The 20,748-nt window shown below is 47.4% G+C and carries 16 protein-coding genes and 1 other annotated feature (1 of these 17 running past the window's edge); all 16 genes read left to right on the top strand.

Annotated features, from left to right (window positions below):
• The first annotated feature begins 67 nt into the window (after positions 1-67).
• Positions 68-592: a hypothetical protein gene (locus R7V76_RS00745; protein ID WP_318090888.1), complete on the top strand. Its 525-nt coding sequence runs from the start codon at positions 68-70 to the stop codon at positions 590-592.
• A gap of 21 nt (positions 593-613) precedes the next feature.
• Positions 614-1,636 (top strand): hypothetical protein, encoded by a 1,023-nt coding sequence (locus R7V76_RS00740; protein ID WP_318090886.1) that lies wholly within the window; start codon positions 614-616, stop codon positions 1,634-1,636.
• A gap of 108 nt (positions 1,637-1,744) precedes the next feature.
• Positions 1,745-3,037 carry a trigger factor gene (gene tig, locus R7V76_RS00735; RefSeq protein ID WP_012371016.1) on the top strand — a complete coding sequence of 431 codons (1,293 nt, stop codon included), beginning with the start codon at positions 1,745-1,747 and terminating at the stop codon, positions 3,035-3,037.
• 233 nt (positions 3,038-3,270) lie between these two features.
• Positions 3,271-4,536: an ATP-dependent protease ATP-binding subunit ClpX gene (gene clpX, locus R7V76_RS00730; protein WP_026827787.1), complete on the top strand. Its 1,266-nt coding sequence runs from the start codon at positions 3,271-3,273 to the stop codon at positions 4,534-4,536.
• A 71-nt stretch (positions 4,537-4,607) separates the two neighbouring features.
• Entirely contained in the window at positions 4,608-6,917 is a 2,310-nt protein-coding gene (lon, locus tag R7V76_RS00725) for an endopeptidase La (RefSeq protein WP_290827273.1), read from the top strand.
• A gap of 1 nt (position 6,918) precedes the next feature.
• Positions 6,919-7,500 carry a ribosome biogenesis GTP-binding protein YihA/YsxC gene (yihA, locus tag R7V76_RS00720; protein ID WP_012371013.1) on the top strand — a complete coding sequence of 194 codons (582 nt, stop codon included), beginning with the start codon at positions 6,919-6,921 and terminating at the stop codon, positions 7,498-7,500.
• 151 nt (positions 7,501-7,651) lie between these two features.
• A complete protein-coding gene (locus tag R7V76_RS00715; RefSeq protein ID WP_318090878.1) occupies positions 7,652-10,699 on the top strand; it encodes a hypothetical protein in 3,048 nt (1,015 codons plus the stop codon).
• Complete coding sequence (locus R7V76_RS00710) at positions 10,700-11,452, top strand: response regulator (protein WP_318090876.1); 753 nt, start codon at positions 10,700-10,702, stop codon at positions 11,450-11,452. It abuts the gene before it with no gap.
• The gene (locus R7V76_RS00705; RefSeq protein WP_318090874.1) at positions 11,449-12,471 is read left to right on the top strand and encodes a HEAT repeat domain-containing protein; all 1,023 of its coding nucleotides are present in this window, start codon (positions 11,449-11,451) and stop codon (positions 12,469-12,471) included. Before R7V76_RS00710 ends, R7V76_RS00705 begins: the two co-directional genes overlap by 4 nt.
• Positions 12,458-13,906 (top strand): glycosyltransferase family 2 protein, encoded by a 1,449-nt coding sequence (locus tag R7V76_RS00700; protein WP_318090872.1) that lies wholly within the window; start codon positions 12,458-12,460, stop codon positions 13,904-13,906. The genes R7V76_RS00705 and R7V76_RS00700 overlap by 14 nt, the downstream gene beginning before the upstream one ends.
• A gap of 25 nt (positions 13,907-13,931) precedes the next feature.
• Positions 13,932-15,080 carry an AI-2E family transporter gene (locus R7V76_RS00695; protein WP_318090870.1) on the top strand — a complete coding sequence of 383 codons (1,149 nt, stop codon included), beginning with the start codon at positions 13,932-13,934 and terminating at the stop codon, positions 15,078-15,080.
• Between the two features lie 204 nt (positions 15,081-15,284).
• Positions 15,285-16,625 (top strand): glutamyl-tRNA reductase, encoded by a 1,341-nt coding sequence (gene hemA, locus R7V76_RS00690; RefSeq protein ID WP_318090868.1) that lies wholly within the window; start codon positions 15,285-15,287, stop codon positions 16,623-16,625.
• A gap of 82 nt (positions 16,626-16,707) precedes the next feature.
• Positions 16,708-17,634, top strand: a complete 927-nt coding sequence (gene hemC, locus R7V76_RS00685) for a hydroxymethylbilane synthase (protein WP_318090866.1) — start codon at positions 16,708-16,710, stop codon at positions 17,632-17,634.
• Complete coding sequence (locus R7V76_RS00680; RefSeq protein ID WP_318090864.1) at positions 17,600-18,310, top strand: uroporphyrinogen-III synthase; 711 nt, start codon at positions 17,600-17,602, stop codon at positions 18,308-18,310. The genes hemC and R7V76_RS00680 overlap by 35 nt, the downstream gene beginning before the upstream one ends.
• The gene (gene hemB / locus R7V76_RS00675) at positions 18,307-19,296 is read left to right on the top strand and encodes a porphobilinogen synthase (protein WP_290827256.1); all 990 of its coding nucleotides are present in this window, start codon (positions 18,307-18,309) and stop codon (positions 19,294-19,296) included. Before R7V76_RS00680 ends, hemB begins: the two co-directional genes overlap by 4 nt.
• The gene (hemL, locus tag R7V76_RS00670) at positions 19,293-20,603 is read left to right on the top strand and encodes a glutamate-1-semialdehyde 2,1-aminomutase (RefSeq protein ID WP_318090860.1); all 1,311 of its coding nucleotides are present in this window, start codon (positions 19,293-19,295) and stop codon (positions 20,601-20,603) included. Before hemB ends, hemL begins: the two co-directional genes overlap by 4 nt.
• A 55-nt stretch (positions 20,604-20,658) precedes the next feature.
• Positions 20,659-20,748 (top strand) — a binding site (T-box leader); it runs 140 nt beyond the window's last position.

The raw sequence follows: 20,748 nt of genomic DNA, 5'->3' as shown, positions 1-20,748 counted from the left end.
GTCTCTTTTTTTTATCCGTTTTTTCGAGTATACTTAAGGTATCATGAACTTGAAAGGGATGATGAAGATGTTAAAGAAAATGAGTGGAATCCTCGTACTGACTGTGGTTTTGGCCGGGTGCAGCGAGGTTACAGATACAGTCGATCAGGCGAAACAGCAAGTGACGGACGTAAAGAACAGCGTTGATTATGCAGGTCAGCTACAAGATATCGCCCAGGATACGTCCAAGGTGACATCTGAATTGTCGACGAAACTCGACCAAGCGGCGACAGAAGCGCGGGATGCCGCAAATCCGGAACAGGCTCTTGATCAGCAAATTGAAAAACTCCAGACTGACGGAACGGTTCAACAGTTGAACGAAGAGTTAAACAAAATTGACGAACGGCTTGCGAATTTAGAAACTCCGCCGGCGGAACTGAAGAACTTGAGTGAAAAATTGGAGCAGTACGTGAATCAATCGGAAGATATCACGCAGTTGCTCGAAACCGATGTTTCTCTGGACACGTTGAATAAAATGGGAATCGAACAGGCAGGACAGTTACAGGAAGCGATCACGAACTGGACGTCTTTACTGGACCCGTTCACGAAGTAAGACAGATATGAAAAAGGTGGGATGACCGTGAATCAGTCGCAATCACGTTGGATGGAGCAACCGTTATCAGATGAGCGAAAGCGACTCGCAAGATTGAGTCAAGACGAATTGGCAGCAGAGCTGGGACGACTGGAAAGTTTAGAAACAGAAGAGGATATCCTTTATGTACTCTATACGATTCAGGAAGCCTTTTTGACAAACGATCAAGAGGTGGAAGCCTATCTGAAAGTGGTGAACCCTTTCCTTGAAGTGGACGGTGTCGAGCAACTGATCGCACTCTTCATGTACGAGAAGGGAGAGCGGTATTCCTTTGATCTAGCCCTGCGGACGGCCTCTCCTTATCTTCCTTACGGTCTCGCCTTGAAATTAGACGAAATGACACAGTCGCTATCGCGTAAGAGAAGCAACATCCGGCAGACGGATGATTCCTCGTATGTGAAGGTACGGGAACCATCCTCTTTACAGCCGGTGCCCGGTGACTGGGTAGCGCTTTACCGGCTTGGGACGATGGACGAACAGTTTCGTTTGATCGGACAACTCGATTTACAGACGAATCCTTCGTTTGTCCGTTATCTCATCGAGGACTATTTTACGGGAGAAGATGTTAACGAACAGAGTGCTCTTGTTATCCAGACATTGCTTCCGCAACTCCCGGCGGATCGTGGACTCTTTCCCGTCCGGATCCGGATTCCGTCCATCGGTGTGGATCATGTATTTGAAAGTCCGGAACAACTCGAAAGACATGTGACGAGACATGCGCTTGAACTGCAGTCTTTCAGTAACGAAACCTTCAGGCTGAAGCGCATGGATCCATTTAAGGCGCTGTTGTTCATGAACTGGTATCAAATCTTCTTTCCGAGTGAAGTGTTGGAACAGGGAGACGGATGGCAGGATTGGGTGGATGCAGTCGAAGAATTGGCGGAATCCGACTTTGTCTCGGAAACTCCGCCACCTGACTTGAGCGGACAAGCGCAAAAGATTTATCAGGCTGTCCATTTCCTGTTACCGGAAGGAAAACAGTACGAGCAGGCAATACTTCTCTAATTCAAGGGAATGGCTCGTTCAACAGTGGTAATCCTCAGAACGATTGTGCTATAATGTGACTTGTTGTACACACACGTACGCTAATTGACATTTTTGGAGGGACTCAGCATGACTGCAAAATGGGAAAAACAATCAGGTAGCCTCGGCGTTCTCACGTATGAAGCGCCTGCTGAAGCATTTGATAAAGCGGTAGACCAAGCGTTCAAAAAAGTCGTTAAGACATTGAACACACCAGGTTTCCGTAAAGGAAAAATGCCACGCGCAATGTTTAACAAAATGTACGGCGAAGAAGCACTTTACCAAGATGCACTTGATATCTTATATCAAGACACAATCGAAGGTGCTGTCGTCGAATCAGGAATCGAGCCAATCGCGCTTGATAACATCGACGTCGAAACACTCGAAAAAGGAAAACCAGTTGAGTTCAAAATCACATTCGTGATTGAGCCGGACGCAACACTCGGTGAGTACAAAGGTCTTGAGTACACAGCAGTCGAAACAGACGTTACAGACGAAGATGTCGATGCTGAACTCAAAACAATGCAAGAACGCGGTGCAGAGCTCGTCGTTAAAGAAGACGGCGCGATCGAAAATGGCGATACAGTCGTATTTGACTTCGCAGGTTTCGATGGTGAAAACCAATTTGACGGTGGTACTGCAGAAAACTACTCACTCGTCATCGGATCTGGAAACTTCATCCCAGGATTTGAAGAGCAGATGGTTGGTCTTAAATCAGGCGAGCAAAAAGATATCGACGTCACGTTCCCAGAAGAGTACCATGAAGCATCACTCGCTGGAAAACCAGTCGTATTCAAAGTAACAATCCACGAAATCAAAGCACAAGAACTTCCTGAATTGACAGATGAGTTCGCTAAAGAAATGGACGAAGAAGTTTCTTCTCTTGATGAGTTGAAAACAAAAATCCGTACACGTCTTGAAAACACACGTAAACAAGAAGCTGATGCTTCAATGCGTGATGAGTTGGTTGAAGCTGCGACTAAAAACGCAACAGTTGATCTTCCAGAAGTTATGGTTGAAAACGAAGTTGAACGTATGGTCCAAGAATTCACACAACGCATTCAGTCACAAGGAATTGACCTTAACATGTACTTCCAGTTAACTGGAACGACTGAAGAGGCAATGCGTACTGAAATGAAAGAACAAGCAGAAGAGCGCGTTAAAGCTCGTCTCGTTCTTAAACAAATCGTTGCAGACGAAAAAATCGAAGTTACTGAAGAAGAAGCGCAAGCTGAACTTCAATCGATGTCTGAACTCTACAACATTCCTGCAGATCAACTTGAAACGATGCTTGCACCACAAGGCGGACTTGATACACTTAAAGGTGATCTTCAGTTCCGTAAAGCGATCGACGTTCTCGTTGACAACGCAAAAGCAAAATAAGCAAACAACCGAACAGGATCGACTTCAAGACCAATTTCTGGTCTTGAAGTCGATTTTTTTGTACGATAGGTCAAACAAGGACAAACAAAAATATATTTTTTAAATCAAACTGTAAAACGCTCATCCAAGATTTGAAAGAGTTTCCTTGTTCATGCTACAATCATAAATAGTAAAACGTGAGAATAGATGCGAAACGGATCTATACAAATTCCACGTTAAAGGGGTGGACCTTTATGTTTAAATTTAACGAAGAAAAAGGTCAGCTAAAATGTTCTTTCTGCGGAAAGACACAAGAGCAAGTGCGCAAACTTGTTGCTGGACCTGGCGTTTACATTTGCGATGAATGTATCGAACTCTGTAATGAGATCGTCGAAGAAGAGCTTGGTACAGAAGAAGAAGTCGAACTAAAAAACGTACCGAAACCGCATGAAATCCGTGCGACTTTAAATGACTATGTCATCGGACAGGAAAAAGCGAAGAAGTCATTATCTGTCGCGATGTACAATCATTATAAACGGATCAATGCTGGTGGACGTGCAGACGACGTGGAATTGTCTAAATCAAACATCGTCATGATTGGACCGACTGGTAGTGGTAAAACACTCCTCGCACAAACAATGGCTCGTATTCTGAATGTTCCGTTCGCAATCGCGGATGCAACAAGTCTGACGGAAGCCGGATATGTCGGGGAAGATGTTGAGAACATTCTCTTAAAACTCATTCAAGCTGCTGACTATGATGTCGAAAAAGCAGAAAAAGGTATCATCTACATCGATGAAATCGATAAAATTGCCCGTAAATCTGAGAATCCGTCGATTACACGTGACGTTTCAGGTGAAGGGGTGCAACAAGCACTTCTGAAAATCTTAGAAGGTACTGTTGCGAGCGTTCCGCCACAAGGCGGTCGGAAACATCCGCATCAAGAATTCATTCAGATCGATACGACGAACATCTTGTTCATCGTCGGTGGTGCCTTTGACGGGATCGACCAATCGATCAAACGTCGTCTTGGTAAAAAGGTTATCGGATTCGGAAATGATTCCGAGAACCGCAACCTGACGCAAAAAGAAATCCTTGCGGCTGCTTTACCGGAAGATTTACAGAAATTCGGATTGATTCCGGAATTCATCGGACGTTTACCAGTCATGGCGACACTTGAGCCGCTTGACGAAGAAGCGCTCGTCCAAATCTTAACGAAACCGAAAAATGCACTCGTGAAACAATACAAAAAAATGCTTCAACTGGATGATGTCGAACTCGACTTCACAGATGATGCACTCGTTGAGATTGCAAAACTTGCGATCGAACGGAAAACAGGAGCACGTGGTCTTCGTTCAATCATCGAAGAAACGATGCTCGATATCATGTTTGAAATTCCATCACGTGAAGACATTGCGAAAGTCATCATCACAGCAGAAACGTTGACTGGAAAACGCGGTCCAACGCTCGAGTTGAAGGATGGCACAATTGAACATGGTAAAGAAAAAGAAACGGCGTAACACCGTGACAAATCGGCTCGGAGGCTACTTGTACGCCTTTCCGAGTCTTTTTGTTTAGGAGGAGATTTTTGATGAAGACAAAACAATATCCATTATTGCCATTACGTGGTGTCGTCGCCTACCCTTTAATCGGTCTGACGATTGATGTCGGGCGTCCTGTCTCGCTCAAAGCATTGCTGGCGTCGAAAGAGCATGAAATTGATTTGGTTGTCGTAACGCAACGTGATCCGGAAGCGGAACCATCCGTGGATGGTCTGCATACAATCGGGACGCTCGTCCAGATTGCGAAAATGAGTGAACTGGGCAACGATACGGTTCGTGTCCGGGTGATTGGTAAAGAACGTGTCCGGATTGATCAAGTGACGGAAACAGATGAAGGCTATCAAGCGAGTATCGAACCGATTGAAAAAGCAGACATCAAGGGAGCGAAGCAGGAAGCACTCGTCCGTCTGATCAAGGAACAGTTCGGACAGTTGGTGTCACGCATCAAAGGAATCGGAACGGACGAACGACGACGTTTTGAGACGTACGAACGACTTGATTCATTGACGGATTACATCGCGTCGAAATTGCCGATCGACATCGCGAAAAAACAGGAATTCCTCGAAGAAAACGATCCGGTTGAACGCGGGGTCATGCTGCTTGATGTCATGAAACATGAATATGAAGTCGTCGAACTCGAACGCGAAATGCGGGAACGGACGAAAAAGACGATTGAACAGTCGCAACGTGAATACTATCTTCGTGAACAACTGAAGACGATTCAACAGGAACTTGGTGGAGAAGCAGTCTCGGCAGAAAGTGACGCCGTGAAGTATAAAGAAAAACTTGCGATGCTTGATTTATCAGAAACGGCAGTCATCAATATCGAAAAAGAGATTAATCGTCTTTCCGTCGTGCCGGCAACGAGTCCGGAACACGGTGTGATCCGAAACTATCTCGAATGGTTCTTTTCCCTTCCATGGAACGAAGCAACGGACGACTTCCTGAACGTCGAAGCCGCATCGGACCAATTGGATGAAGATCATTATGGTCTCGAGAAAGTAAAAGAACGGATTTTGGAATACTTGGCAGTTCGCCAGTTGACAGATTCGTTACGTGGTCCGATTTTATGCCTGGCAGGTCCTCCGGGAGTAGGGAAAACCTCACTGGCACGATCGATTGCTACGGCGCTCGAACGGAAATTCGTTCGTGTTTCGCTTGGCGGCGTTCGTGACGAAGCAGAGATCCGGGGACACCGCCGGACTTATATCGGAGCGATGCCCGGCCGGATCATTCGCGGATTGAAACAGGCTGGAACAAACAACCCGGTATTCCTGCTCGATGAAATCGATAAGATGGCAAACGATTTCCGTGGCGATCCGTCTTCAGCGATGCTCGAAGTGCTCGATCCGGAACAAAACAACAGTTTTTCCGATCACTATATCGAAGAGCCGTTTGATTTATCAAATGTCCTATTCATTGCGACGGCCAATGATGTCTCAAATATTCCGGGACCCTTGCTTGACCGGATGGAACTGATTCAAATCGGCGGCTATACAGAACAGGAAAAAACAGAAATTGCAATCCGGCATTTATTGTCGAAACAACTAAAAGAGCACGGACTGAAGAAAAGTCAGCTGACGGTCAAACCGGATGCCTTACAAGAAGTGGTTCGCCGGTATACACGAGAAGCAGGTGTCCGGAGTCTCGAGCGCGTCATCGGTGCGTTATGCCGGAAAGCGGCGAAACAAATCGCGATGGGTGAAAAGAAACGGGTTACGGTCACGAAACGTAATCTACCAGACTTTTTAGGCAAACCGATTTACCGTTACGGTCAAAGTGAACTTGAAGATACGATTGGCGCGGTGACCGGTTTAGCGTATACTGCATTTGGGGGCGATACACTGACGATTGAAGTCAGTCTCGCTCCAGGTAAAGGGAAATTGCAGTTAACGGGGAAATTAGGAGACGTCATGCAGGAGTCCGCTCAAACGGCACACAGTTTCGTTCGGGCGAATGCAGAAGCGTTTAAGATCGATCCGAATTTTTATGAGACACAAGACATCCACATTCACGTTCCGGAAGGCGCCGTGCCAAAAGACGGTCCTTCAGCGGGGATTACGATCGCGACAGCATTGATTTCCGCGTTGACGAAACGTCCGGTGCGGCGAGATGTCGGTATGACCGGAGAAATTACGTTACGGGGACGTGTCTTGCCGATTGGCGGTCTGAAAGAGAAGTCACTCGCCGCTCACCGTGCGGGTCTGACGACGATTTTGATGCCGCAAGACAATACACGTGATATCGATGACATTCCGGAAACAGTTCGGGATGGCATTCGCTTCATACCGGTCGCGACAATGGATCAAGTGCTCGAACATGCATTAAAAGGAGAGTAACATGAAAATTTATAAAGCAGATTTTATTACGAGTGGTGTCAATCCGGAACATTATCCGGAACCGCTCCTTCCTGAGGTGGCACTCGCCGGACGTTCGAACGTCGGAAAGTCGTCGTTCATCAACAAACTCGTTCAGCGAAAAGCACTCGCCCGTACATCCTCAAAACCGGGTAAAACACAAACGTTAAACTTCTTTAACATCAATGATGAAGTCATGTTTGTCGATGTACCGGGTTATGGATATGCGAAAGTTTCAAAAACTGAGCGTGAGGCATGGGGCAAGATGATGGAAAAGTATTTCACGACACGTGAAATCCTAAAAGGAGTCGTCCTGCTCGTTGATATCCGTCATGAACCTTCAGCGGATGATGTCATCATGTATGACTTCTTAAAATACTATGATTTATCGGTCATCGTCGTAGCGACGAAACTGGATAAAATCAAGCGTGGTCAACGCGATAAACAGATTGCGGCAATCAAACGGAAATTACAGTTTGACGGCCAAGACACATTCATTCCGTTTTCTTCGGAAACAGGTGAAGGTGTCGACGCAGCATGGGAAGCCATCTATCGTCATTTATGATTCAGGCCAGAAGAAGCAACTGTCGAAAGGCAGTTGCTTCTTTTTTTATACAAAATATTCCTTTCAGAAATAAATGCTTCCTAATATATGCGATAGATTGTTTTCACGTTACAATGGTAAAAACAAAAGTGACGAAAAGGGACGTGAAAAGATGAAGCGATATAAATGGATTGCCACGATCGTCGTTCTTCTGATGCTGACACCGCTCTTAGTTTGGTTCATCCAAAAAGAACGGACGCTTAATGTCATTCTGTTTGATTACACCGTAGGGAAACAACAGCGGGAACATGCAGGAACGACGTGGCTGTTAAATCATTTAAAGATTAGAAAAGAGGAAGGGAAAGATTATACATACACCGATTACATCAACCGGTATGACGGGACGCAAGGAGAAGCGATGTTGAAACAAACTTCCAAGGCCGATGTATTGTTGTTTACAGATACGTATGGAAAATCCTATACGGTCGAAGGGAAACAGCAACACCGTGGCGGATTGACGGCTGAGGATGTAGCGCTTGCAACAGATGCTGTCTCGAAAGGGAAGACCGTCGTTGCGGAGTTCAATACGGCAGCCAGCCCGACACCATCTGATCGTTCGAATGCGTTTCGACAATTATTCGGAACGGCATGGACGGGTTGGATCGGACGCTTTTTCCCGGACTTGACGAAATTACAGGGTCTCGATCAAACCGTCATTGATAAATTAAAGCTTCAGGCAAAAGATAAATCGTTTAAATTATCCGGACCCGGATATGTTTTCATCAATGACTCAACGGAAGAAGTTTTTTTCGTCAATGATGAGACGCCTCTTTTGTACAAATGGGATAAAAATCAAGGAGCGGCAAAAGATGAAGTCCGGTACAACTATTGGTTTGAAGTATTGGAACTCGACGGGGGCGAACAACAGGCCCATTTTTCTTGGAAACCTTCCAAGAAAACACAAGCCATGTTACGTGAGCGGCAACTGCCTCTTGAATTTCCCGCCTATGTTACACAAGGAAGCGGACATTACTTTGCAGGTGATTTTACAGATGTCGCTGATATTCCACGCTACTATCGTTATGCCGGACTCGATTGGTTCCGCAAACAATTCATTCTCGACAGTGCAGACAGCGAAACGGCATTCTTTTGGAAGGTTTATGCACCGACCATCAGCCGTATTTTAAAAGAAACGAAAGTCGTGAAACAGCAGGCGGCGCAAGTTAAACCGCTGGCTCAAACGAAAATTAACAACCAAACAGTCCGGACGCGGGCACGTTCTGGTCAAGATACGCTTGAGATGTATCAAGACGGGAAATGGAAACCGTATTTCGTCAAAGGGGTAAATGTTGGACTGGGCCGCCCTGGTGCTTTTCCGGGAGAACACGCCGTCAGCCGTAATGAATACGACCGCTGGCTGAAGCAGATGGGTGAGATGGGGGTCAATACGATCCGGATTTATACACTTCATCCTCCGGCTTTTTATGATGCGTTAAAAACTTACAATGAAACGGCAAAAACACCGATTTATCTGATGCAGGGCATGTGGGTTGAAGAAAAACCGTTTGAAGAATTAAAAAATGCGTTCGAACCGGAATTTTTGAAGATGACGGATACGGAAGCCAAACGGATGGTCGATGTGATTCACGGGAATGCGGTCGTCAAAGAAGTTGTTGGTCATGCTTCCGGTACGTATACATCTGATGTTTCGCAGTATGTCTCGGCATTTGTGTTCGGGATCGAATGGTTACCGGACGCCGTCATCGGAACGAATAAAAAGAATAAGGGGCTTCGGTACGACGGCAAATACGTGACGACGACAAAAGAGGCTTCTCCGTTCGAGTCCTGGTTAGCGGGGCGGATGGACAACGCGACGCAACATGAACTCAACACATACAAAACGACCCGGCCCATCGCAGCGACGAACTGGCCGACAACGGATCCGCTTGCGCATCCGAAGGAAGTGGAAGAAGAACAGGATCTGGTATCAATCGATTTTAATCATATCCAGGCAACAAAAGACTTTGCAGGCGGTGTCTTTGCTTCCTATCATATTTATCCGTACTATCCATCATTCATCAAGGAAGAATTTGGACGCAAAGCGGATACCGGCTCAGAGTCATACAGCCGTTATCTGAAACGGATGAAAGACTATCATGATATGCCGTTACTGGTTTCCGAATTTGGTATTCCGAGTTCGCGTGGGAAAACTCACCTTGGTCCGAACGGATTTGATCAAGGACATGTCAGTGAAGAAAACCAGGGGAAACTTGTGGCGAAGTTGTATCAAGACATCGTTGAAACGAAAATGGCCGGCGGACTGGTCTTCATCTGGCAAGATGAGTGGTTCAAACGAACGTGGAACACGATGGATTATGATGATGCCAATACACGTCCGCGCTGGTCAAATGTGCAAACGAGCGAACAGCATTTCGGGATGCTCGGTTTCTTAAGAGCTGACATTACGATTGACGGTAAGATGGATGACTGGAAAGGATATGCACCAGTAGCGGAAAATGACGGTCAAGCGATTTATATGACATCAGATGAAGCCTATCTATATGTCCGGATCGACCGGAAAAAAAACGACCCGACGATGCTCGCCTTCTCAACGAAACCGAACGACGGCAACTTAACCGTCGGACCGTTAAAACTGGACGAAGGAGCCGAGTATCGTTTGACGATCGGCGACCAAGCACGGCTCGATGTCGATGAACGGTATGACATCTTCCGCTACCATTACGGGTTGAAAAAACCGTTTGAGATGGTCCAACCACCGTCAGATAAACAAAACAGCGGAAACTTTAATCCGATTTACCAAATGCTTGATTACGCCAGACGGGATCCGGTCACTAAAAAAATTATCAAGCCGGCCGTGAAGTGGGACACGGGTATTCTGCATGAAGGACCGCCGGAAAGTATTTTGACCGATATCTCTGATATCAAGCAAAAGCAGATCGAACTCCGGATTCCGTGGATGTTATTAAATATGCGGGACCCGAGCAAACATGAAATCATCGGAGATTTTTGGAAAGATGGGCTTGAGGCGAAGATGATCACAGAAGGCATCGAAGTGACCGGCCAGATCGGAACAACGCGGATTCCGGAAAAAGACCGTGGATTTTATAACTGGTCGGAATGGACGAACCCGCAACAGCGTGAAGCGTTAAAACCGGTTTATCAAACGATGCAACAAGCGTTTAAAGAAGGAGTGAGATAAATGCGTCGGGAAGAGATGTGGAAATTAATCAATGCAACAATCGAACCGATTGATATAGAAACAAGCTCATCACATATCTTGTCCGAACAGGATGTAAACGAATCAACATCAGGAGTCATTTTTATTCATACGATTGGTGTAATGCCGGAAACGGTCAATGATTTGATTGAAGAAGGGCGATGTGCAAGAACGGACCTGTCTTATGCGGATGTCATTCTCGCCAGCCGACCGGTAGAGGAGGAACGGATTCCTGTCGTTTACCTGAATCCGGATATGAACGATGCCTCGTTCTATTTACTGGGCAATGCCCGGGAAATCGTACCGGCTGATCTGGCCAAGGATGTCCTGTTGGATCGAATTGTCCGATATAAACGTGTTCAGCGTGTCGTCGATGCGGCAATCGTCACAGACGATCCGCATCTCAGACGATTGCTGGAACGCGAATTGACGAAAAGCTTTGACACTCTCTTTCTGTATGAACGGGCAGAAGTATTTTTAGAGCAGCATGTGGCGACACGCCCGTATCTGCTGGTCTTTTCATCCGCACTCCCGCGAGCTGACGGACTGGAGTTATTGTTACGTGCAAAGCAGGAAACCATCGTTCCGTTTCATGCCATCATGATTTCGATGTACAACCGGGAAAGAGATCATGTACTCGCGATTGAGCGTGGAGTCGACGGCATCATGACTTTACCGCTCAAAGTCGAAGAGTTTCGGGCCTGGGTCAGCAGACTAGAGGGGGTCCGCGGATGAAATGGATTTTAGGTTTCATCTTCCTCCTGGTCGTCCTGCAGATCGGAGCACTCGTTTACCTAGTCATTCAAAAAAACAAACGCGCGAAACAGGAAGGAAATCGTTTAGCATGGAAATTGAACTTCCGGGACGAATTGTATGATTTTGCGACAGGAGAACAACAGGATATGCCAAAAATCGTATCCGGAAATGAAGACCTGGTCGAGCTGGAGCTGTTTGCCTTTACGAATCTGACAGCGACGGTTTCCCATCAAGAGCGCATCTACCAATACGTCGAGGCGAAGCTGTTGCCGTACTATCATAAACAGATCCGGCACCGGCGGATTGATCGTCGTTTGAATGCGTATGAAGCGATTGCGCAATTCCACTTGAAGCCGGTTGCGACTGAACTGCATCAAAAACTGCATGAATCCTTATCGCGGGAAGAAGAAGATGTCATCATCCGGACGTTGGTTTCGATTGCTCCGGAACTGGCGATTGAAGAAGCGAAACAAAAAAACGACATCAGTTTCTTTGGCGCTGTTCTGGCAGTCGGACGCAGCAAAGATTTAACGTTGTGGATCCAGGCATTTGAGAATTTGACAGAACCCTTTCAGATGGCGATTCTCCAGTTGATTTATGATCGTGACGAAACACAGTATACAGAGCTGGTCCGAACAAAGACGGCAGATGCCAACCCGGAGATCCGGAAACGGGCACTCCGGGCATTGACACGTGTCGGGCTCGAAGAAGACTGGCAGCTTTATACTCCCTATCTGGAAGACGAAACGAGTTGGGTCGAGCAGATGTTAGCGTTGCGTTTTTTAGAAAATGTGACACCAAAGGGTGCCGTCGACTACATCCTGCCGTTCGTCGGCAGTCGTTCCTGGTGGGTGCGGACCGCAGCCTTTGATGCTCTGCTTGCCTGTGGTGGTCTCGAACAGCTGGCGCTCGTCGCAAAAGATCATCCCGACCGTTATGCCAAACAAAAAGCGACGGAACGGCTAGCAAAGGAGATGAAACAACATGTTGTCATCTGAAACGATTCAAAATATCATTAACGTTTTATCCTGGACTGTCCTGATTTATATGATTCTCGTCATCATTTTCTATTCATCGTTGTATCTAATTTCGGCGCAAATGGTCCGGAAACAACGATTCCGAAGAAAGGAAAGCTCTTATCTGCCGTTAATGCGTTCTCTTTATACACGACCGGTCAGTATCCTTGTTCCGGCGTACAATGAAGAATATACGATCGTCACCAGTGTCCAGGCGCTGCTTGCACTCGACTATCCGGAACATGAAGTCATCGTCATCAATGATGGATCGAGTGACGGGACGATGGACGAACTGTTTAAGATGTACGAATTGGAAAAGGAATTACGCTTTCCCCGGATTCTGATCGGATCGCAACCCGTCAAACACGTTTACCGCTCCCGAATCGATGCTCGTTTGATTGTCATTGATAAAGAAAACGGCGGGAAGGCGGATGCCTTGAATGCCGGCATCGACTACTCCAGTTATCCGTATTTCTGCTCGCTTGATGCAGATTCGATTCTTGAGCGGGATGCGCTCCTGAAAGTCATGAAACCGATCGTTGAGTCCGATGAAGACGTCATTGCGACATGCGGATCGATTTTCCTCGTCAACGGTTGTACGATCGAAGGCGGCGAAATCGTTGAAATTCGGACGCCGAAACAACGGATTGTATTAATGCAGATGATTGAGTACTTCCGCGCCTTCTTGTTCGGACGCCTCGGACTCAGCCGTTTTAATATGTTACTGATTGTGTCCGGTGCTTTTGGATTATTCCAAAAAGCAATCGTCGTTCAGGCGGGCGGATACAAAGAGGGACTTGTCGGCGAGGACATGGAGCTGGTCGTCCGGCTGCATCGTTACATGAAAGAAAATAAGATCGACAAACGAATTGAATATGTTCCATCACCGGTTTGCTGGACACAGGCGCCTGAGACGATGGAAGTCTTACGCTCGCAACGGAGCCGGTGGCATCGCGGCCTGGCAGAAACGTTATGGACACATAAACGGATGATCGGGAATCCGCGCTACGGTTTCGTCGGAAGTGTCTCGATGCTGTACTTCTTTTTAATCGAATTGCTGGGACCGATTGTCGAGTTGATCGGGTATTTCATCATTCCGCTTAACCTGCTTGTCGGAACACTTAATTTTGAGTTCGGTGTTGTCCTGCTGACTGTTGCTTTGCTGTATGGTTCCTTGTTATCTGCCGGAGCCGTTTTGCTTGAGGAATGGACAATGCACCGCTTTAAAAACGTCAAGGAATTGATTCGATTGTACCTGTGGTCACTGACGGAATCGTTTTGGTACCGGCCAATCCTGGTCTTCTTCAAGCTCGGTGGATTAATTCAGTTCATGACGGGACGCGGGCAATGGGGTAAAATGGAACGACAACGACTGGATGAAGTCGTGACGGAAGAAACGAAAGAAAAAACAAGTTAATTGTGAATGCGTAGGAGGACTGTTCGTGGATTTACTTCGAAACAAATGGTTTAAAGCCTTACTTTGGATTTTGACGATTTTCTTAGTCATCTGGGTCGGAACGAAAATCTCATTTTTATTCCAACCGATCAAAGTGATGTTAGCATTGATTTTCCCACCGCTGATTATCGCCGGTATCTTTTATTACTTCACCCTCGGAATTGTTGATACGCTTCAAAAGCGCGTCAAGAAACGGGGACTCGCGGTTCTGATCGTCCTGCTCGGATTTCTCGGCGTCATCACGATTGCCGTCGCTTCGATCGGTCCGATTTTGGTCGAGCAAGTGTCGGATTTTGTGACAAGCATTCCGAATCTGGTCGTCGAACTGCGGGACCAGACGCTGAATCTTCGGGACCAGTTGATGAACAACCGGTTCATCTCCAACTGGGTGCATGAAAATACCGCCATGTTTGATTCCTGGACGAATGAAGCGACATCTTATATCGGCACGTTATTCAAGTCGGTGTCGACCTCTGTCGGGACAATCTTCGGGGTCATCTCTTCGACCGTCTTGATCATCGTGCTAGTGCCGTTCATTTTGGTCTACATGTTACTCGACGGCTATAAGTTTCCGAACTCAGTCGTCAAACTGTTACCGAAAAGCTATGAAACGGAAACCCGGAAAATTCTTCACGATATGCATGTAACGGTTAAACACTACGTGAACGGTCAAGTCATCGTCTCGTTGTGTGTCGGTCTGATGTCGTTGATCGGATTCTTCATCTCGGATATTCAATATGCGTTGCTGCTTGCATTGTTCTGTACGGTCACGAACATCATTCCGTACCTTGGACCGTATATCGGGGCTGTTCCTGCTGTCATCGTCGGATTCATCGATGATCCGATCAAAGCGCTCTACGCCATCATTACGATTGTCGTTGCCCAACAGATTGAGTCGAATCTGATTTCGCCGTATGTCCAAGGGAAGACGCTGAAAGTCCATCCGTTGACGATCATCATCGTCTTGCTTGTTGCCGGAAAGATTGGCGGCATCATCGGTGTCATTTTAGCGGTCCCGACTTATGCCGTGACGAAAGTCGTCGTTCAAAACATTGCTCGGATTTATCGTCTGCGCCAACAAAAGTTGGATGTTCAGATGGAAGAGTCACGGATCATTACCGATTCGACGAAATAAGAAAGACAAACCCTCTGCTGAATGATGAAAGCAGAGGGTTTGTACTTTGTCGCTGAGAGGGATATGGTAAGAAGATAAGTTTTCACAACTTCGACTCATTTTAGTTTATAAATTGATTGGAATCTTTTTTATAATGGTTATAATGTAGAGTAGAGAACGAAAGATAGATGAGAATGAAATCTTTGGACGTAAGGGGTAGAGCGCATGCATATCGTAGTTGTCGGTTTAAATAATAAGACGGCGCCTGTATCAATCCGCGAACAAGTCTCATTTGGGGAACATGAGATGAAGGGAGCGGTCGTTGCGCTACGTGACGAAAAAAGTATTTTCGAGAGCGTCATCGTTTCGACATGCAACCGGACAGAATTATATGTCGTTACGGATCAACCGCATACAGGGCGTTATTATACAAAACGTTTTCTAGCGAACTGGTTTGGCTTGACGATGGAAGAACTGGAGCCATATTTGTTCATCCACGAAGGATTTGACGCGATGAAGCATCTCTTCCGGGTGACAAGCGGACTCGATTCAATGATTGTCGGCGAAACACAAATTCTCGGGCAAGTGAAAACGAGTTTCTTTACGGCACAAAAACTCGAGACGACAGGAACTGTGTTCAATAAATTGTTTAAAGAAGCAGTGACGCTTGCAAAACGGGCACATGCGGAAACAGGAATCGGTGAAAATGCGGTTTCAGTCAGCGCAGCTGCCGTCACGTTAGCAGAACAATTACTTGGGTCGCTCGAAGACAAATCCATCGTCGTTATCGGTGCTGGAGAAACAGGAGAATTAACGACCCTGAACTTATATGAAGCAGGTGCCCGTGATATTACTGTTTTCAACCGGACTCTGGCAAAAGCGGAAGAAGTGGCGAATCGTTTCGAAGGATCTGCACATTCGATTAATGAAATGCAATGCGGTCTGCTTCGGGCTGACATCGTTATTTCTTCAACCGGAGCAAAACGAGCAATCATCAAACGTGAAGACATTGCTGCAGCCCAATTGTTCCGAAGTGACCGTCCGTTCCTATTGATCGACATTGCGGTTCCCCGTGATATCGAGCCGACAGCGGGTGACTTGCCGGGTGTCCATCTGTATGATGTCGATGATTTAACGTCAATCGTTCAGCAAAACATGGCAGAACGATTGAAGGAAGCAGCAAAAATCGAACAGCGGATTGAAGCTGCGATTGCTGAATTCGAAGGATGGATGACGACACTTGGTGTCGTTCCAATCATTACGGAACTTCGTGATCAGTCGCTTAAAATCCAGCAAGAGACGATGCAGAGTCTGGAACGGAAACTGCCGAACATGACAAATCGGGAAAAAACCGTAATCGGGAAACACATGAAATCAATCATCAACCAACTGTTGCGTGAACCGTTGTCGTACATCAAAGATGCGGCAGCAAAACCGGATGCTGAGCAACGGATTGCTCAGTTCATGGATACGTTTGCATTAGACGAAGAATTGTTTGATGGTACTGCGGAAGAAATCGTGTTACAAGAAGAAACAGCAGCGGAACGGAAAGCTGTGAATCGGTGAACATAGACCGAATTGTGTTACAATAGAAAAGCATGGGGCGGACTTGTGCCGCCCCTTTATTATTGTACAGGGGGATTTCAGCATGCGAAAAATCATAGTAGGTTCACGTAGTTCAAAACTTGCGATGACACAAACGAAATGGGTCATCGAACAATTGAAACAAGCAGGTGCACCATACGAATTCGAAATCAAGAATATCATCACGAAGGGTGACCGCATCCTTGACGTGACACTATCTAAAGTCGGTGGTAAAGGATTGTTCGTCAAAGAAATCGAACAACAGATGATTGATGAAGATATTGATTTTGCTGTGCATAGCATGAAAGATCTCCCGTCTGAGTTGCCGACAGGGCTCCTCATCGGAGCGACACCTGCACGGGTTGATGCGCGTGATGCGTTGATTACGAAAACAGGCGGCGGACTGGCATCGCTTCCGGAAGGCGCAATTGTCGGAACAAGCAGCTTACGCCGCGGTTCTCAATTACTCAAATTACGTCCGGATTTAAAAATCGAATCAATCCGCGGGAACATTGATACACGTCTTGAAAAGCTAAAAACAGGTCCGTTTGACGGCATTCTGCTTGCTGCTGCCGGTCTACAACGAATGGGCTGGTCAGATGAAATCGTGTCGGAATACATTTCAACGGATGAGATGATTCCGGCAGTCGGTCAAGGGATTTTAGCAATTGAATGCCGGGCGGACGATCAAGAAGTTCGTGATTTACTGAATTTGATCCACGATCAGATGACAGAAAAAGTCGCTTTCGCTGAACGGTCTTTCTTAGCGGCGATCGAAGGCAGCTGTCATGTTCCGGTCGGCGGATTCGCGACAATCAACGAAGACTTATCGACGACACTCGTCGGATTCCTCGGTTCAGTCGACGGTCAACAAATCCTGCTTGAACGAGAAACATCACTTGATCCGATGCAACTCGGTCAAACGGTTGCGACGCGTCTTCTCGATGCGGGTGGTCGTGAAATTCTCGCATCTTTACCGGATGACCTGTAAACGACTGGTTTTGACGGGAAGCCGTCGACCGACTTCGGAGCAGGTGGAACGTTTAACAGCACAGCGGATTGAAGTCATCCATCATCCGGTCATCGAAACGATTCCGGTCGATTTTCAATTGCCGGCAGGACTCGATTGGCTGATTGTAACAAGTCCGACTGGTGTCGAACGCATCCAGTCAGAGCTTCCGTCCTTGCAACATACGAAGATTGCAGTCGTCGGATCAAAAACGGCGGCGGCGTTAATCAAGCAGGGACGAACACCTGATTTCATACCGTCCGCTTTTACAGGGGATGTGCTGGTTGAAGAATTACGGCCGCTTCTCCGGACAGGACAACGCATCTGTTTTGCCCGCGGGAACCGGTCACGTCAAGAACCGCTCGAACGATTAAAAAATGCTGTTGCGGCTGAAGTGTCGGAAGTCATCACGTACGAAACAAAGTTGCGGGTGATTCCACCTGATCTGTTGCAACAGGCTGCGTATATTGGTTTACAAAGTCCTTCAGCTGTCGAAGCGATTGCTCCATTGCGTCAAGAGACGGCTGCGACTTACGTGACCATCGGACCGATTACCGAGCAAGCCGCTCGACGTTTCGGTTTGACACCACTTTTGGTCGCTGCCGTCTATACACTCGACGGACTGATTGACTGTATTTTAGAGGAGGAACTGTTATGAATACATTAGAATTCGCACGTCACCGCCGCTTGCGGAATACAGCATCATTGCGCTCACTCGTCCGGGAAAATCATCTCCACAAAACAGATTTGATTTATCCGTTGTTTGTCGCAGAAGGGGAAGATATCAAACGCGAAGTCAGCTCGATGCCCGGCGTATTCAACCTTTCACTCGACCATCTTGAAGCAGAAATCAAGGAAGTCGTTTCACTTGGTATTGAATCGGTCATCCTGTTTGGTGTTCCGCACGATCATTTAAAAGATGAACAGGGGACAGGCGCGTTTCACGATCACGGAATTGTTCAAGAAGCGACGCGACTCGTTAAAAAAATCGCACCGCAACTCACCGTCATCGCGGATACGTGTTTATGCGAATATACGTCAACCGGACACTGCGGTATCGTTGCTGACGGAACGGTCGATAACGATGCATCACTTCCGTTGCACGTTCAAACAGCGGTTTCTCAAGCGCGTGCCGGTGCCGACATCATCGCACCATCTTCCATGATGGACGGATTCGTCGCGGCGATCCGCCAAGGACTCGATGAGAATGGATTCAGCCACATCCCGGTCATGAGTTACGGCGTCAAGTATGCTTCCGCTTATTACGGACCGTTCCGTGATGCGGCAAACTCAGCACCTGGTGAAGGGGACCGCAAAGGGTATCAAATGGATCCAGCCAACCGTCGGGAAGCATTCCGTGAAGCGACAGCAGATGTCGAGCAGGGTGCCGACTTCATGATCGTCAAACCGGCGCTCGCCTTTATGGATATCATTCGGGATGTCCGGGAACGGGTAGACTTACCAATCGTCGCGTATAACGTATCGGGTGAATATGCGATGGTCAAGGCTGCTGCCTTAAACGGCTGGATCGATGAAGAACGAATCGTCATGGAGACGATGCTCGGCTTTAAACGAGCAGGTGCCGATCTCATCATCACTTATTTCGCGAAAGATATTTGTCGTTACTTGGAGGGGTCAAAATGAGCTTAACGAATCAAAACTCAAAATCAAAAGCGGCGTTTGAACGGGCCTTACCGCTCATGCCGGGTGGCGTTAACAGCCCGGTGCGTGCCTATAAATCAGTCGGAATGACACCAATTTTTGCAGAACGTGCGCAAGGATCACGTCTGTACGATATCGATGGAAAAGAATACATCGACTATGTCTTGTCGTGGGGACCGATGATTCTTGGTCATGCCGATCCGATCGTGACGGCTGCGATTCAAGAACAGGCGACACGCGGATGGAGCTACGGCACACCAACTGAAATCGAGTCGGCGATGGCGGAAGTCGTCATCAGCCGTGTCCCATCGGTTGAAGTCGTCCGGATGGTCAACTCCGGAACGGAAGCGACGATGGCTGCACTTCGTCTCGCACGCGGATATACAGGAAAAACAAAAATCCTGAAATTCGAAGGCTGTTACCACGGTCACGGCGATTCCCTGTTGATTAAAGCCGGATCAGGCGTTGCGACACTCGGACTGCCGGATTCACCGGGCGTCCCGGCGCAAATTGCCAGCATGACATTAACCGTTCCATATAATGACATGGATGCAGTCCGGATTGCATTTGAAAAACACGGCGACGATATCGCCGGTGTTATCGTCGAACCGGCAGCGGGCAACATGGGCTTCGTGCCACCGCAACCGGGCTTCCTCGAAGGACTGCGCGAAATTACGGAACAGCATGGCACACTATTGATTTTTGATGAAGTCATGACCGGTTTCCGCGTCGGCTTCAATTGTGCCCAAGGTTACTTTGGTGTCACACCGGATATCACGTGTCTCGGTAAGGTCATCGGCGGCGGTATGCCGGTCGGTGCTTACGGCGGACGTCGCGACATCATGGAACAAATTGCGCCGCAAGGTCCGATTTACCAAGCTGGTACATTATCGGGCAACCCGCTTGCGATGACGGCAGGCCTTGCGACATTAACGCAACTGAAACCGGAACACTACGAAGAGTTTGACCGGAAAGCTGGTCGACTGGCAGAAGGGTATCTCGCAGCAGCAGCCAAATATAATATTCCATTGACGACGAACCGCGCCGGTGCCATGTTCGGTGTCTTCTTCACGGATCAGCCGGTGACGAACTTCGAAGAGGCGAAATCATCGAACCTCGACATGTTCCGCTCGTATTATCAAAAAATGGCGGCACGCGGTGTCTTTTTACCGCCGTCACAATTCGAAGGTCTCTTCCTGTCGACCGTGCATACAGATGACGATATCGAGCAGACGATTGCAGCAGTCGAGCTGACATTCAAGGAATTACAACTCGAATTTAATCGTTAAGCAGTTCTTGACGAGCCGTAGAGGTCTCGGATAAAATAAGGAAAGAATAATTTGGAAAACAGCGATGACGGGAAGAGTAGTCAACAACCGGACTGTATGAGAGAACACATCCACTGGCTGAGAGATGTGACAGGACGTGCTGACG

This window comes from Exiguobacterium artemiae, assembly GCF_033342815.1.
In the GTDB taxonomy this organism is placed as follows: Bacteria; Bacillota; Bacilli; order Exiguobacteriales; family Exiguobacteriaceae; genus Exiguobacterium_A; species Exiguobacterium_A artemiae_A.
This window is presented reverse-complemented; position numbering and strand designations above follow the sequence as displayed.